We start from the raw sequence: 14,897 nt of genomic DNA, 5'->3' as shown, positions 1-14,897 counted from the left end.
GGGCCATGCGGCAGGATGGAGTCCGACCCCCGCGAACCCGCTCCCGATCCACCAGCGAACGATCCACCCACCCGAATCTGCCGGACGGTTTCTCTTGGCTGAGTACATCTACACCATGCGCAAGACGCGCAAGGCCCACGGCGACAAGGTCATCCTTGACGACGTGACCCTGAGCTTTCTGCCCGGGGCGAAGATCGGTGTCGTGGGTCCCAACGGCGCCGGCAAGTCCACGGTGCTGAAGATCATGGCCGGGCTCGAACAGCCCTCCAACGGTGACGCGTTCCTCACCCCCGGCTACAGCGTCGGCATCCTCCTGCAGGAGCCCCCGCTGGACGAGTCGAAGACCGTCCTGGAGAACGTCCAGGAGGGCGTCGCCGAGCTCAAGGGCAAGCTCGACCGGTTCAACGAGATCGCCGAGCAGATGGCGACCGACTACACCGACGAGCTGATGGACGAGATGGGCCGGCTCCAGGAGCAGCTCGACCACGCGGGCGCCTGGGACCTCGACGCGCAGCTCGAACAGGCCATGGACGCCCTCGGCTGTCCGCCCGGCGACTGGCCCGTCACCAACCTCTCCGGCGGCGAGAAGCGCCGTGTCGCGCTGTGCCGGCTGCTCCTGGAGCAGCCCGACCTGCTGCTGCTGGACGAGCCGACGAACCACCTCGACGCCGAGTCCGTGCAGTGGCTGGAGCAGCACCTCGCCAAGTACCCGGGCACCGTCGTCGCCATCACCCACGACCGCTACTTCCTCGACAACGTGGCGGAGTGGATCCTGGAGCTGGACCGCGGCCGCGCCTACGTCTACGAGGGCAACTACTCCAAGTACCTGGAGACGAAGGAGTCCCGGCTCAAGGTCGAGGGCCAGAAGGACGCCAAGCGCGCCAAGCGGCTCAAGGAAGAGCTGGAGTGGGTCCGCTCCAACGCCAAGGGCCGCCAGGCCAAGTCCCGCGCCCGCCTCGCCCGGTACGAGGAGATGGCGGCGGAGGCCGAGAAGACCAGGAAGCTGGACTTCGAGGAGATCCAGATCCCGCCGGGGCCGCGACTGGGCAACATCGTGGTCGAGGTGGCCGGCCTGGAGAAGGCGTTCGGCGAGAAGGTGCTCGTCGACGGCCTGTCGTTCACGCTGCCGCGCAACGGCATCGTCGGCGTCATCGGCCCGAACGGCGCCGGCAAGACGACGCTGTTCAAGATGATCCTCGGCCTGGAGTCGGTGGACGGCGGCAGCGTCCGTGTCGGCGAGACCGTGCAGATCTCCTACGTCGACCAGTCGCGGGCGAACATCGACCCGAAGAAGACGCTGTGGGAGGTCGTCTCCGACGGTCTGGACCACATCAATGTCGGCCAGGTCGAGATGCCGTCGCGCGCGTACGTCAGCGCCTTCGGCTTCAAGGGGCCGGACCAGCAGAAGCCGGCCGGCGTCCTGTCCGGCGGCGAGCGCAACCGCCTGAACCTCGCCCTGACCCTCAAGCAGGGCGGCAACCTGCTGCTGCTCGACGAGCCGACGAACGACCTCGACGTCGAGACGCTCTCCTCCCTGGAGAACGCGCTGCTGGAGTTCCCCGGCTGCGCCGTCGTCGTGTCGCACGACCGGTGGTTCCTCGACCGCATCGCGACGCACATCCTCGCCTACGAGGGCGAGTCGCGCTGGTTCTGGTTCGAGGGCAACTACGCCTCGTACGAGAAGAACAAGATCGAGCGGCTCGGCCCGGAGGCGGCCCGCCCGCACCGCGCCTCGTACAAGAAGCTCACCCGGGGCTGAGGCGCGTGCGGCACATATACCAGTGCCCCCTGCGCTGGTCGGACATGGACGCCTTCGGGCACGTCAACAACGTCGTCTTCCTCCGCTACCTGGAGGAGGCGCGGATCGACTTCATGTTCCGGCTGGCGCGGGAGGCCGCGTCGGGGGCGTTCACGGGCGGTTCCGTCGTCGCGCACCACGAGATCGACTACCTGAAGCCGCTGACCCACCGGCACACCCCGGTCACCGTCGAGACGTGGGTGGCGAAGCTGGGCGGCGCCTCCGTGACCGTGGCGTACGACGTCAAGGACGACACCGCGGTGTACGCGCGGGCCTCGACCGTGGTCGTGCCCTACGACCTGGAGGCGGCCAGGCCGCGCCGGCTCACCCCGGAGGAGCGTGCCTTCCTCCAGCGGTACGCGGACGACGCCGCCGGGGAGGCGCCCGCCGCATGACCTCCGCACCGCGGCGCGACCTCGCGCTGGCCGATCCGGGGGCGGCCGGGGACCTCGTGGCGTTCCTCGGCCGCCAGTTGCGCTGGGACCGCGCGGCCGCGGCGCGGCTGCGGGCGGACGGCGGGGTGCTCGCCGTGTTCACGCGGCCGGCGCGGTTCGACGTGCTGGCGGTCAGGACGTGCGCGCTGCGCGAACCGGCCGCCGTGGACACCACGGTGTCGGCGGGGGAGCTGCTCGACGGCCTCGACCCGGACCGCGGCGTGTGCGCCCTGCCCGCGCCGGTGACCGGTCCTTCGTGGACGGGACTGCTGCCGCCGCGCGGCGGCTGGCGGGCGCTCGCCGAGCTGCCCGCCGGGCGGGCGCGGGAGGCGGCGGCCGGGGTCGTCGCCGAGTTCAGGGAGCGGACCGAGGCCCTCGGGGCCGCGCGGACCCGCGCCGCGCTCGACGCGCTGGCCGAGGAGGTCTGGTCGCGCCGCCTGCCGGGCACGACGCTGCCCCTCCGCGCCGTGCACGCGGCCCACGCCCTCGGGTTCCTGCGCGCGGACGCCCCGCTCACCGTGCTCGGCTCGGGGTCCTGGCTCCGGCTGCGCACCGGGCTCGGCTCCGTCGCCGTGCGCCTGGCGGGCGGCCTGCCCGGCCTCGGTGTGACGCCGGTGCGCGGCCGGGCCTGACGGGCACCGCCCGGAGGCTGGCGTACGCAGGACAGGAAGGCCCCCGGCGCGGCCGGTGAAGCGGCGACAATCTGCCACGCCGCCGACCTTGCCATGATCCATACGTGCACGTATGTTCACTCCGCGCGCCTGTGCGTGCGGGAGATGCATCGGTGCCTCTTCAGGGGACCGGCCACCGGCCGCGACGAGGGGGCGAGCCGGTGCCCGGTGCCCATGGCGCCGTATCGGGGGACCGTCCCTCCGCCCACCCCCCCCGGGCGGTGGGGCGGTTCACGCCCGGGTCCGTCCCGGGACCGCGGGACCCGTCTGCGACGATGGGGGAGTGACCGAGCAGCAGTCGTTCTACGAACAGGTCGGGGGCGAGGAGACGTTCCGCCGGCTCGTCCACCGCTTCTACGAGGGGGTGGCCGGTGATCCGCTGCTCCGGCCGATGTACCCGGAGGAGGACCTCGGCCCGGCCGAGGAGCGGCTCGTCCTCTTCCTGATGCAGTACTGGGGCGGCCCGCGCACCTACAGCGACAACCGGGGCCACCCCCGGCTGCGCATGCGGCACGCCCCGTTCGCCGTGGACCGCGCCGCGCACGACGCGTGGCTCCGCCACATGCGGGACGCGGTGGACGAGCTGCACCTGGCGCCCGAGCACGAGACCGAGCTGTGGAACTACCTGGTCTACGCCGCCGCCTCCATGGTGAACACACCGGGCTGAGCCGGACGGCGCGCGGGGCGGCGGATCGTTCCGCCGCCCCGCGCACCCGGTCACCGGTGTCCGGCACCGGGCGTCAGGCGTTGTCCCAGCGGAAGAACCGCGCGGCGATCGCCGTCAGCACGGCGGTGAAGAGCAGCAGCCCGCCCATCGTCGGGAGCGCGTCGCCCCAGCCGCCGCCCCGCGACAGGACGTCCATCATCGCCTCGTTGAGGTGCTTGAGCGGCAGGATCTGCGAGACGGCCGCGAGCCAGCCCGGCATCATGTCGGTCGGGAAGAACGAGCCGGCCAGGAACGCCATCGGCAGGACGACGACCTGCAGCGCGCCGTTGGCCGCCTCCTCGGAGCCGGCCAGGGCGCCGATGAGCAGACCGATCGACATGAACGCGAGCGTGCCGCACGCCACCAGGGGTATCGCGAGCCACCAGTTCCCGGAGAGCTGGAGCCCGTAGGTGGGCAGCGTGGCGATCGCGATGAAGATCCCGAACTGGACGAACGCGACCGCCAGGCTGACGCCCAGGCGCGCGCCGACGACGGACGCCGGGCTGACGGGCGCGAGCCACAGCCGCCGCAGGATGCGCTTCTTGCGCCAGGTGACGAGCGTGAACGCGGACGAGTACGCAGCGCCCGTCGCCACCGCCCAGCCGAGGAGGCCGGGCGTCAGGAACTGGATGGGCTTCACCGACTCGTCCTCGACGTTGTCGGTGGCCAGCGAGTACGCGGGCTCCTGGCCGGTGGCGGCGACGTTGGCGCTCTGCACGAGGGACTGGACGAGGCCCTGCACCGTCCCGGCGCGGGTGGCGTCGGCCATCGAGTAGCGAAGCTCGATCCGCCCGTCCTCGTCCTCCCAGAGGACGGCGTCGGCCTCGCCCTCGCGCACGTCCTTCAGTGCCTCGTCGCGGTCGCCCGACTTCTCCAGGGTGAGCGCGTCGCCCAGGGCGCCGAGTGCCTCGTCGGACATGTCGTCCAGCACGGACACGTCGCCGACCTGCACGACGGTGACCTTGGCGCCCGTGTCGTTCTGGAACAGCAGCCCGAACAGCGCCAGGAACATCAGGGGGAACAGCACGGTGAAGAACAGCGCCGTCCGGTCGCGCAGCATGCCCCGCAGCATCGCGCGGGACAGGGCGCGGAAGGCTGTGACGTTCACTCGCGGTACTCCCGTCCGGTGAGCTGCAGGAAGACGTCCTCCAGCGAGGCGACGCCGTACTGCTCGATCAGGTCGGCGGGGCGGCCCACGGTCAGGACGCGGCCGGCGTCCATGATGGCGACGCGGTCGCAGAGAATCTGGGCCTCGTCGAGGTAGTGGGTGGTGAGCACCACGGTGCGGCCGGCCGAGTTGATGCCGCGCAGGAGGTCCCACAGGTTGCGCCGGGCCTGCGGGTCGAGGCCGGTCGTCGGCTCGTCGAGGAAGACGAGTTCGGGGTCGTGCACCAGCGCGCAGGCGATGGACAGCCGCTGCGCCTGGCCGCCGGACAGCTTGTCGTCCCGCACGTCGCGCTTCTCGGTGAGGCCGACGCTCGCAAGCATGGCGTCGGCCCGCTCCGGCGTGACGCCGTAGAGGGCGGCGAACGTGTGGATCTGCTCGCGGGCGGTCAGCTTGTCGAAGAAGGCCGACGCCTGGAGCTGCACCCCGATCCGGCGCAGGAGCGCGGGGTTGCGCGGCCAGGAGGGTTCGCCGAGGAGCCGGGCGGTCCCCTCGTCGGGCTCGCGCAGCCCCTCGACAATCTCCAGTGTGGTGGTCTTGCCGGCGCCGTTCGGTCCGAGGATGCCGTAGAACTCGCCACGGCCCACCTCGAACGTCACGCCGTCGACGGCTTGCACGTCCCCGTACCGCTTGCGCAGTCCTTCGACCGCGATCGCGGGTATGTCGTCTGTCACGTCCGGAATGCTATGCGCTGCCGGGGTGTCCGGGGGCGTCGGGTCAGTTGCGGTACAGCGTCAGGGTGGTCCAGGCGCCGATGTGGACGCGGTCGCCCTCGTTCAGCGGCACAGGGACGAACGGCTGGATGGGGTCCTCGGCCATGTTGACGGTGGTGCCGTTGGTCGAGTCCTGGTCGATGACGGCCCAGCCGCCGTCGTTCTGCTGGACGAGGACGGCGTGCTGGTGGGAGACGCCCGGGTCCTCCGGCGGACGCGACAGGTCGATGTCGGGCGACTCGCCGGTGGACTGGCGGCGCCGGCCGATGGTGACCTGCGGTCCGGTCAGCGGCATCTGCTGGTCCGGCGCGTACGCGGGCAGGCTGAGCTGCGCGGCCTCGGGGCCGGAGCGGCGCATCATCGCGGCGAAGTACTGGGCGTCGGTGCCGATCGAGACGTGCCAGGTGCCGGACCGCTGGTCGGGCGGGCCGCCGGGGCCGCCGGGCGCCGAGGGCGCGCCGGGCCACGGGGGCGGCTGGTGGCCGGGCTGGGGGGCGCCGCCGTGCGGGCCGCCGCCCTGCGGCCCGGCGGGGGGCGGCAGGGGCCAGTCGCCGCTCGGCCGGTAACCGCCGGGGCGGCGGGCGGTGCCGCCGGGGGAGCGGCCGGCGGCGCGGCGGACGGGGCGGCGCCGCCGAAGTCGCCGTGCGCGGGCGGCCGGCCGCCGGAGGGCACCGGCGGCATGTAGGCGGTGGGCGCGTTGGTGAGGAAGTTGAAGCGGCACTCCTCGCAGAACGGCGCCTGCCCCTCGCGGGGCGTGCCGCACTGCGGACAGCGCTCACCCGCCGGGCCGTGTCCGTCCCCCGGCCGGCCCGGCTGCGGTATGTGCGGCATCGGCGCGGTGGCGGGAGCCGGGTCACCCCACGGGGACGGCGCGCCGTGCTGGCCGTGCTGACCCGGCTGGCCGTGCTGACCCGGCTGGCCGTGCTGGCCGGGGACGTGCGGGGGCGGACCCGGGGGCTGCTGACCGTGCTGCGGCTGGCCCGGGTAGGGCGGCGGCTGGTGTCCGCCGCCCGGCGCGCCGGGCCACGGGGGTGGCGGCGGCGCGGGCGGGCCGCCGTACCCGCCGCCGGGCGGCGGTGGCGGCGCGGGCATTCCCCCGGAGGCGGCGAGGATGCGGTGCCCGCACACCTCGCACCAGTCATCGGCCGCCGACTGGTGGCCGTTCGGGCAAGTCGGCATGTGACTGCCTCCCCTTACGTCGCGTCGTCGTCACTCGGCTTCGCTGCTCGGCTCGGCTTCTTCTCTCGCGTCGTGCGACTTCTTCTTCACTCTGACGGACCGCGTGGAGCGTGTGGCCAGTGTCATCTCATCGGTTCGACTGACCGCGGTCTTCAGTCGAACAGTACCCGTCGCCGCGTCCTCCACGTCCACCACCGCCGCCAGCAGTTTCGCGGTGGCCTCGTTGCCCGAGGCGTGGGCGAGGCGGACGGCCCGGCCGAGGCGGGCGGTCGCGCCGAACACGTCACCGGCCGCGCGCAGCCGCAGCCCCTCGCGGATCTGCTCGGCCAGCTCCGCCTGGCCCGTGTAGTGCGCCACATGCGGGTTGATGCCCGTGGTGGCCGTCACGTCGTCCGTCCACACGGCGCGGACGAGGCCCTGGCCGAGCACCGTCGCGGGCGGCCCGGCGGGAGCCGCCGGGTCGCGCAGGACCAGGGAGACGCGCGCCGCGAGCATCTCCTCGCCGATCGCCGCCGCCGGGACGTCCACGCACAGGTGGTAGTCGCGGCTCTCGTCGGCACCCCACGAGCCGGTGGGGTAGTCGCCGGCGCGGGGCGGCACATCGGCGCGCCGGCCCGTCAGGTCGGACACGGACGGCGCGACCTGCTTCAGGAACCGGACGGACGCGCCCCGCGGCGTCCACACGCGCAGCGCGACGTCGCCGGTCTCCTTGCCCGTCGCGGCCGTCATCATGGCGGTGAAGTCGCGCGCGAGGCCCTCGGGTCCCGCCACGATGTCGGCGGTGCCGAGCAGGGCGTCGGCGATCCCGGTGACCTCGGCGACCTCCCAGTCCGTGCCGACGCCGCGCGCGTCGCACGTGAGGAGGCCGGCGCAGGCGGTCAGCGCGGCGCTCAGGTCGTCCGGGGACTCGTGCTCGTTGCGGCCGTCGGTGAGGAGGATCGCGTGCCGGACGGGCGCCGTCGTCGTGCCCAGGAGGCGGGCGGCGAGGGTGAGCCAGGTGCCGATGGCCGTGCCGCCGTCCGCGGTCAGCCGCCGCAGCGCCGCGGTGGCGCCGGCGCGGGTCCCGGCACCGGCGACGGCGAGGGCGCCGCCGCCCGGGTAGATCTCGGTGGCGCGGTGGGTGCCCGCGACGACGGCGAACGCCACGCCGTCCGGCAGCGTCCCGATGGCCGCAGCCGTCGCCTCGCGGGCGTACCGCAGCTTGGTCTCCGGGTACGCCATGGAGCCCGAGGTGTCCAGCAGGATCACGACGGCCGCCGGCGGCCCCGTGCCCGCCGCCGCGCCCGCGGCCCCGCCGGTGGCCGTGACGGTGACCACGGCGTTCACCTCGTGCGCGCCCTCGGGCAGGTACTCGTTCTGGAACACCTCGACGCCGAACGGCTGTCCGTGCCCGGTCGCGGCCATCCGATCGCTCCCCCCCCGGCCGGTCAGGCGGACGCGGCGGCGCCGGGCGGGCCCGCGCCGTCGGACCGGTGGGTCGGGAACGGGATGACGGCCACCGTCACGTTGTCGTGGCCGCCGGACTCCAGGGCGTACCTGACGAGCCCGCGCGCCGTCTCCAGCGGGGCGGTCCGCGCGCCGGCGGGGACCAGGCGCGCCATGTCGTCGGCGGCGTCGGCGTAGTTCCACAGGCCGTCGGTGCAGACGATGACGACGCCCGGCCGGTCCGGCTCGAACGAGGCGGTGTGCGGCTCGATCTCGACCGCGTCGGCGCCGAGCCAGGCGGTGATGGCGTGGGCGCGGTGGTCGCTCATGGCCTCCGCCTCGCTCAGCAGTCCGGCGGCCACCATCTGGGCGGCCCACGAGTCGTCCTCGGTGAGGCGGGCGGCCGGCGCGCCGGGCTCCTCGGGCACCCAGTAGGCGCGGCTGTCGCCGATCCAGCCCACGGTCAGCAGGCGGCCGGCCGCGACGGCGCCGACGATCGTGCAGGCGGGGGAGTTGCGGCCCGGCTCGGGCGCGGTCGTCCCGGCGAGCGCGCTGACCGCGTCGGCGGCCGACACGAGCGCGTCGTTCATCGCGCGCGGCCCGGGGACGCCCCGGGGCAGCAGGGACGACAGCGCTTCGACGGCGGCCTCGGCCGCGGCGGCGGAGGCGTCGTCGGGCCGGGTGGAGGACGACACGCCGTCGCACACGATCGCCATGACGGCGGGCGAGCCGTCCGGGAGGGCGGTGGCGGAGACGGTGAACGCGTCCTCGTTGCGGTGGTGCCTGCGGCCGAGGTCGCTGACGGCGGCGACGCCGCCGAGGGCGCGCTCCACGTGGTCGCGGGCCGCGGGCTGGGCGCGGCCGCACTCGGCGCAGTAGCCGTCGGCGTCCACCCGGCCGGTGCCGCAGAGCACGCAGGCCGGGCGCGGTGCCTCGCGGGGCGGCGGCGAGGCCTGGGCGGCGCGCGGATCGGGCGGCGGTACGGGGCCGGTCCGCGGGTCGGCCCAGCGCGGCGGCGCGGGGGGTGCCGCCGGGGGCGCGGTGCCGGGGTCGGGAGCGGCCGGCGGGTGGGGCGCGGGCGGGCGCTGTTCGGCGACGGGCGCGCCGTAGCCCGGCGCCTGCGGTTCCTGTGCGTGGCGGGGTGGGGTGGCTGGTGTCCCGTGCCGGCGGGCGGTGCCGGCGGGTGGGGCGCGGGCGGGCGCTGTTCGGCGGCGGGCGCGCCGTAGCCCGGTGCCTGCGGCTCCGGCGCGTGGCCGGGTGCCGGGGGCGCGGCGCCGTAGCCGGGCGCCGGTGGCACGGGCGGCTGCTGTCCGGAGCCGGGGGCGCCGTAGCCGGGGGCCTGCGGGTGGCCGGGGGCGGCGTGGCCCTGGTCCGGGTGCCGGGGGGCCGTCCCGAAGGCGGGCGCGGGCGGTGCCTGCTGCCCGGGGCCCGGAGGCGCGGGCGGCTGCGGGGCAGCCGGTGGCGGCGGAGCGCCGTACCCCGGACCGCCGTCCGCCGGCGCGGGAGGCCGGATACGGAAGTCGTGCTCGGTGGGCGTGTACGCCGTCGGGGGCGTCACCCGCAGGTCCGTGCCGCAGACACCGCAGAAGCGGTCGTCGTCCTCCAGGGGTTCCCCGCAGCCGGGGCAGGCGGAGAGTTGGTCGAGCTGCGGCATCGTCACACCCATGTTTTCGGGCGGAAGCGGTTGGCCGCCTCCACCAGTTCGGTCCGTTCGTCACTGGTCGGCGCCAGCCGGGCGAGCCGTCGGTAGGACCGTTCCAGGCCGAGCCTGATCCCGGTCTCGTCCAGCGGGCCGCCCAGCAGGCGTCGTGGAGGATCACTTCCCGGCCGGGACGGGCCGCCCGAACCGGCCAGTACCCAGTCGAGCGCGGACCCCAGCACTTCACAGGACAGTTGTTCGCCCAGCCATGGTTCCAGACCGGCGGCCCGCAGACCATCCACCTCGGCGCCGGCCGCCAGCAGGTCCGGCAGCAGGTCCTCGCGCGGATCCCGCTGCCGCAGCCGAGCCCGTACGGCCGCCACGCGTGCCGCCGTCCAGTGCGCCGAGGTCTCGGGCACGGACTCGAGGGCGCGCACCGCGCCGGCCCGGTTGCCGGTGGCCAGGCGCACCCGCGCCAGGCCGAAGCCGGCGCTCACATGGCTCGGATCGGTCGTCCACACGAGGGCGTAGTAGTCGGCCGCGTTGTCGAGCTGGCCCAGCACCTCGGCGCACACGGCGAGCGCCAGCTTCGGCGCCACCTCGCCGGGGAACGCGTCGTACACCGCGTCGAACGACAGCGCCGCCGTCTCCCAGTCGCCCGTCGCGAGGGCCACGAGGCCCCGGTACCAGACCACGCGCCAGTCGGTGCCGTACGACTCGTCGAGCGCCGTCATCCGCTCCACCGCCGTCGCCAGCGCCTCGTCCCCCGGGATGCCGAGCCGGGCGCGCAGCTCCCGCAGCCGCACCTCGACCGAGTCGGCCGGTGCGCCCGCCAGGGCGTGCAGCAGGTCGGCGGGCGCGGTCGTGGCGAGCAGACCGGCGAGGAAGCCGGCGTTCGGGTCGTCCGGGTCCACGCGGGGCGCGGGCAGCGCGAGGACGGTCTGCCGCATGTCCGGCACGACCGTGCGCGGGGCGGGTCCGCCGCCGGCCGGCAGGGGACCCGCGGGCGGCGCGGTCCGCGGCCGCGGCGCGCGCCACCAGCGGCCGGCGGCGCGTTCCCCCAGCGTGGAGACGCCGTCCGCCGCGCGCGGCACCAGCTCGGTGTCCACGACCCGCGGTTCGGGGCCGAACAGCGCGGACAGCGCCGGCTGCGGCTGCCCCGTCCGCGTGGCGACGATCTCCCGCAGCACCCCCGTGAGCTGCTCCGCCATCTCCTGCGCCGACGAGAACCGCCGCCACGGGTCCGGGTCCGTCGCCCGCACCAGCAGCCGGTAGAACGACTCGTACTCCCGGAAGACGTCCACGTGCTCCGGGTCCGGCAGGCTGTCGGCGTAGAAGGTGGTGTAGCCCTGGAAGTCGAACGTGAGGACGGCGAGCGTCCGCGCCACCGTGTAGAGGTCCGACGCCACGGAGGGACCGATCTCGATCACCTCGGGCGCCTGGAAGCCGGGCGTCCCGTACACCGGGCTGAGCCGGTCGTCCTCGCGCCGCACCGCGCCCATGTCGATCAGCTTGAGCTGGTCGCCCTGCTGGATGGCGTTGTCCACCTTGAAGTCGCAGTAGAGCAGCTTGCGGCTGTGCAGGTAGCCGAGGGCTTCGAGCGCCTCGATGCCGTACGCGCACGCCTGCTCCACCGGCATCGGGTCGCGGCGCCCGTCCGGCGTGCGGCGGTCGTTGGCCAGGTCCTTGAGGGAGCGGCCGCCGACGTACTCCATGACGATGTACCCGTCCACGCTGCCGGTGCGCTGGTCCAGGTGCTCCACGAAGTTGTAGATGCGCACGATGCTGGAGTGCTCTATCTCGGCGAGGAAGCGCCGCTCCGAGATCGCGGCCTGCCGCGCGTCCTCGTCGCCCGCGTCCAGCAGGCCCTTGAGCACCACCCAGCGGCGGGAGACGGCCAGGTCGATCGCGAGGTAGATCCAGCCCATGCCGCCGTGCGCGATGCACCCGGCGATCTCGTACTGGTCCTTCACGACGTCGCCCGGCTGGAGCTTCGGCACGAACGAGTAGGGGTGGCCGCACTTGGTGCAGAACCCCTCGGTGCGGCCGCGGCGCGATCCGCGCGAACGGCCCACGGGCGCGCCGCACTCCGGGTTGCCGCAGAACCGCTTGCGCTCGGGCACCTCCGGGTTCTCCAGGACGGCGGTCAGCGGCTCGGGCCGGGGGACCGGCGGCACCGTCACCAGGCCGGCGCCGAGCCGCGACCGCGCGGACGCGCCGCTCGCCGAGCGCTGGGAGCGCACCAGCACCGAGCGCGTGGGCAGGGCGCCGGTCCGCGCACGCGCCAGCCGCCCCGACACCGAACGCCGCGAGTACTGCGACCGGGAGGTCGGACCCGAGGCGGGTCCCGAACCGGAGCCGGGACCCGAGCCGGCGCCGGAGTCCGGGTCCCGGCCCGAGGCCCCGCCGGAGTCCCCGCCCGAAGCGCCGGAGTCCCCGCCGGACGCCCGTCCCGCGCCGGCGCGGCCCGTCGTCCCGGTCGTCGTCGGGCCGATCATGCCCGCGGGCGACACCACGGGGGCCAGGCCGCACACGTCGCAGTAGAGCGCGCCGCCGCCCACGTCCTCGTACTGCCCGGAGCAGCCGGGCCGCTGGCACGCCGTTCCCTCGTTCATCCGCCCGCACCTCCCTCGACGCGGCTCCCGACCCCGCCGACCGGGCCGGGGAACAGTGCCTCGGCCGTCGCCTCCTGGTACCGCAGCACCGCGTACTCCGCGGCCCGCAGGTCGCACGGCGCCGTCCACAGCAGGCGGCGCGCCGCGTCGTACCGCTCGATCAGGATCGGCTCCTCCGCCTTCCCGGACCGCGCCGCCTTCGCCCGGTACGCGTCCAGCCGGCCCCGCAGCTCGGCGCGGACGGCGAGCGGCGCGGTCACCGCGGCGAGCGAGGCGCGGGCGCGCTCCAGCTCCTCGTCGGCCCGCTCCTCCAGCGCGTCCAGCAGCGGGGACAGCCGGTGCCACAGCGAACGGCGCCGGTAGTCGGCGGCCGCCGCGAGCTGTTCGTGCAGCACGGTCGCGGGACCCGACACCGCGGGCACCTCGGACGCCGCGATCTTGGCCAGCACCTCGCCGCGCGCGAGCCGCGCCTCGGCGAGCGTGCGGTCGGCCCGCGACAGCACGTCACGCAGCCGGATCAGCCGCTCCTCGGCGTCCTTGCGGACCCCGATGACCGCGTCCACCTCGCGCCGGATGTCGTCCAGCGCGCGGGCCGCCCGGTCGTAGCGCGCGGTGTCGGGCCGCCCGCCGCCCGGCGCGCTGCTGCCGCCGTCCGCGATCCAGAACGCCAGCGGGTCGGCGATCACCTCGGCGCGCAGCCCGGTCAGGTCGTCGGTGACACGGGCCAGTTCGTCGCCCGCCGGGTGCGCGCCGGGGCGCACGCCGACCGAGTGCGCCAGGGCGCGCAGCCGTTGCTGCTCGGCGGCCAGGAGGTCTATCCGGGCGGGCAGCGCCGACCACACGGCGTCGGCGGCGATCACCATGTCGAGGACGCGGGCGTAGCCGTCGTTCATGCGAGCGACCAGGTCGGGCCAGCCGAGGCGTTCCACCAGGCGCCCCGGCATGCCGGGGACGGCGTGGCAGTCGCCGGTCAGCAGCGCCGTCAGCTCGCGCAGGTCGTCGCGGGACGGCGACCTGCGCCGCGCCCGGATCCGGCGCGCGGCGTGCAGCGCGGCGCTGGCGATGTCGAAGTACTGCCACAGCCGGGTGACCGTCTCCTCGGCGTCCGCCCAGCGCGCCCGCGTCTCGCCCGCCAGGTCGGCGCCCTCCAGCAGCCTGCGGCCGGCGTGGTCCTGGAGGGCGAGCAGGGACGACTCGATCGCCTCGTGCTCGGCGCCCAGCCGCGCCAGGGCGCGGTCGGCCTCCTCACGGCTCAGTACGTGGCCGTCGCCGGAGTCCGGGGCCATGGTTCTCCCCTCATCACATCATCGGATCGCAGTGGTGCGGTGCTGCGGTGGTGCTCGCCGTGTGCCTCCCCTGGCCGGGCGCCGGTCACTCGCGGTAGAGCGGGTCGGGCGGCGTGGACGGGAAGTCGGGGACCTCGGCCCGCTCGCCGTCGCGCCGCGTGCCCTGCCCCACCGCGTCGGCGAGCCAGGTGTCGTAGGCCGCGCGCCAGTCACTGGCCGAGCCGCCCGCCCGGTACTCCTCCAGCACGGAGTTGACCCACCCGACGAGGTCGTTCTTGCCGCGCGCCATGGCCACGCCGTAGTACTCCCGGCCGAGCGGCTGGCCCACCATCCGCATCCCGCGGTCCTGCGCGATGTGCCCGAGCGCCAGGGCCTGGTCGGTCACCAGCGCGTCGGCCTCGCCGAGCTGGAGGCGGACGAGGCAGTCGAGGTGGTTCGGCACCACCAGGGCGGACAGGTCCTCGCTCGCGAAGTCCGTGCCCTCGACGGCGGTGCCGTCGGGCACGTCCACGATCCCGGCGCCCTCGTCCGCGACGCCGAACAGCCCCGCCGCCGACGAGCCGGCGGCGACGCACACCCGCCGGCCCTGCAGCGTCCCGTCGAAGCCGGTGACGGGCGAGCCGGCGGGGACCAGCATCTGCTGGCCCGTGCTGAAGTAGGCGGTGGAGAAGTCGATGCCGTTCTCGCGGCGCGTGCAGGTGATGGACATCGTCCGCACCACCATGTCGACGGTGCCCTCGAGGATGGCCTCCTCGCGCTGGTTCGTCGGGATCGCGAGATAGGTGACGGCCGGATCGTCGGTCCCGAGGATGCTCGCGGCGATCGCCTGCACCAGGTCGATGTCGAAGCCCATGATGCGGCCCGACGACGGGTCGCGGTAACCCCACAGGTAGCTGTTGACGTCGATGCCGACGATCAGCTTGCCCCGCTCCTGGATCTCGCGGACGGCGAGCCCGGCGTTCTCGGCCGCCGGTTCACTGGCCTCGGGGTGGGCCGGGTCGTTGCCGCCGCAGCCGTCCCCGGCGGCGAGGACGTCCGTGTCCGTGCCCCCGGCGGCCTGCGGCCGGCCGGCCCGCGGCTCGGTGCCGCCGGACCCGCCGTCCGTGGCGACCAGCGCCGTCAGCACGGCGGCGCACGCCAGCCCGAGACACGTGGCGGACAGCAGGACGGTCCGCCACCGCGGCCGGCCGCGCTCCCCACGGTCGGTGCCCTCGGTGCCGTGCGTGCGATCCGTCCGGCCCGCGTTCAAGCGGCGCATGGGGTCCC

At 75.0% G+C, this 14,897-nt stretch carries 12 protein-coding genes and 1 pseudogene; 4 read left to right on the top strand and 9 right to left on the bottom strand.

The genetic code is table 11. From position 1 onward, the window contains the following. Nucleotides 1–94: 94 nt before the first annotated feature. The 4 genes from ettA (at nt 95) to EMA09_RS08900 (ending at nt 3,570) form a co-directional block, all read left to right on the top strand. On the top strand, nt 95–1,759 hold the full coding sequence (gene ettA, locus EMA09_RS08915) for an energy-dependent translational throttle protein EttA (protein WP_129840538.1): 1,665 nt from the start codon (nt 95–97) through the stop codon (nt 1,757–1,759). Between the two features lie 5 nt (nt 1,760–1,764). After that, the gene (locus tag EMA09_RS08910; RefSeq protein ID WP_346655817.1) at nt 1,765–2,193 is read left to right on the top strand and encodes a thioesterase family protein; all 429 of its coding nucleotides are present in this window, start codon (nt 1,765–1,767) and stop codon (nt 2,191–2,193) included. After that, the gene (locus EMA09_RS08905; RefSeq protein WP_129840537.1) at nt 2,190–2,864 is read left to right on the top strand and encodes a hypothetical protein; all 675 of its coding nucleotides are present in this window, start codon (nt 2,190–2,192) and stop codon (nt 2,862–2,864) included. The genes EMA09_RS08910 and EMA09_RS08905 overlap by 4 nt, the downstream gene beginning before the upstream one ends. 322 nt (nt 2,865–3,186) lie before the next feature. After that, nucleotides 3,187–3,570 (top strand): globin, encoded by a 384-nt coding sequence (locus tag EMA09_RS08900; protein ID WP_129840536.1) that lies wholly within the window; start codon nt 3,187–3,189, stop codon nt 3,568–3,570. A 73-nt stretch (nt 3,571–3,643) separates the two neighbouring features. Here EMA09_RS08900 and EMA09_RS08895 read toward each other — a convergent pair whose 3' ends face one another. The 9 genes and pseudogenes from EMA09_RS08895 to EMA09_RS08860 form a co-directional block, all read right to left on the bottom strand. After that, nucleotides 3,644–4,717 (bottom strand): ABC transporter permease, encoded by a 1,074-nt coding sequence (locus tag EMA09_RS08895; RefSeq protein WP_240796310.1) that lies wholly within the window; start codon nt 4,715–4,717, stop codon nt 3,644–3,646. Further along, a complete protein-coding gene (locus tag EMA09_RS08890; protein ID WP_346655816.1) occupies nt 4,714–5,448 on the bottom strand; it encodes an ABC transporter ATP-binding protein in 735 nt (244 codons plus the stop codon). Before EMA09_RS08890 ends, EMA09_RS08895 begins: the two co-directional genes overlap by 4 nt. Nucleotides 5,449–5,491: 43 nt before the next feature. Further along, nucleotides 5,492–6,208 carry an FHA domain-containing protein gene (locus tag EMA09_RS28905; protein WP_240796309.1) on the bottom strand — a complete coding sequence of 239 codons (717 nt, stop codon included), beginning with the start codon at nt 6,206–6,208 and terminating at the stop codon, nt 5,492–5,494. Nucleotides 6,209–6,696: 488 nt separating this feature from the next. Continuing rightward, nucleotides 6,697–8,070, bottom strand: a complete 1,374-nt coding sequence (locus EMA09_RS08880; protein WP_129840535.1) for a VWA domain-containing protein — start codon at nt 8,068–8,070, stop codon at nt 6,697–6,699. 23 nt (nt 8,071–8,093) lie between these two features. Then, nucleotides 8,094–9,005, bottom strand: a complete 912-nt coding sequence (locus EMA09_RS29450) for a PP2C family serine/threonine-protein phosphatase (RefSeq protein WP_346655815.1) — start codon at nt 9,003–9,005, stop codon at nt 8,094–8,096. Between the two features lie 677 nt (nt 9,006–9,682). Beyond that, a pseudogene (locus EMA09_RS29445) lies at nt 9,683–9,745 on the bottom strand (hypothetical protein); the annotation flags it as partial. A 2-nt stretch (nt 9,746–9,747) separates the two neighbouring features. After that, on the bottom strand, nt 9,748–12,345 hold the full coding sequence (locus tag EMA09_RS08870) for a serine/threonine-protein kinase (protein WP_129840534.1): 2,598 nt from the start codon (nt 12,343–12,345) through the stop codon (nt 9,748–9,750). Then, a complete protein-coding gene (locus EMA09_RS08865; RefSeq protein WP_129840533.1) occupies nt 12,342–13,631 on the bottom strand; it encodes a hypothetical protein in 1,290 nt (429 codons plus the stop codon). Before EMA09_RS08865 ends, EMA09_RS08870 begins: the two co-directional genes overlap by 4 nt. 85 nt (nt 13,632–13,716) lie before the next feature. Beyond that, entirely contained in the window at nt 13,717–14,889 is a 1,173-nt protein-coding gene (locus EMA09_RS08860; protein ID WP_129840532.1) for a transporter substrate-binding domain-containing protein, read from the bottom strand. Between the last annotated feature and the right edge of the window lie 8 nt (nt 14,890–14,897).

This window comes from Streptomyces sp. RFCAC02, from assembly GCF_004193175.1.
Classification (GTDB): Bacteria; Actinomycetota; Actinomycetes; order Streptomycetales; family Streptomycetaceae; genus Streptomyces.
The sequence above is the reverse complement of the archived record's forward strand: the minus strand, read 5'-3'. Positions and strand labels throughout refer to the sequence as shown.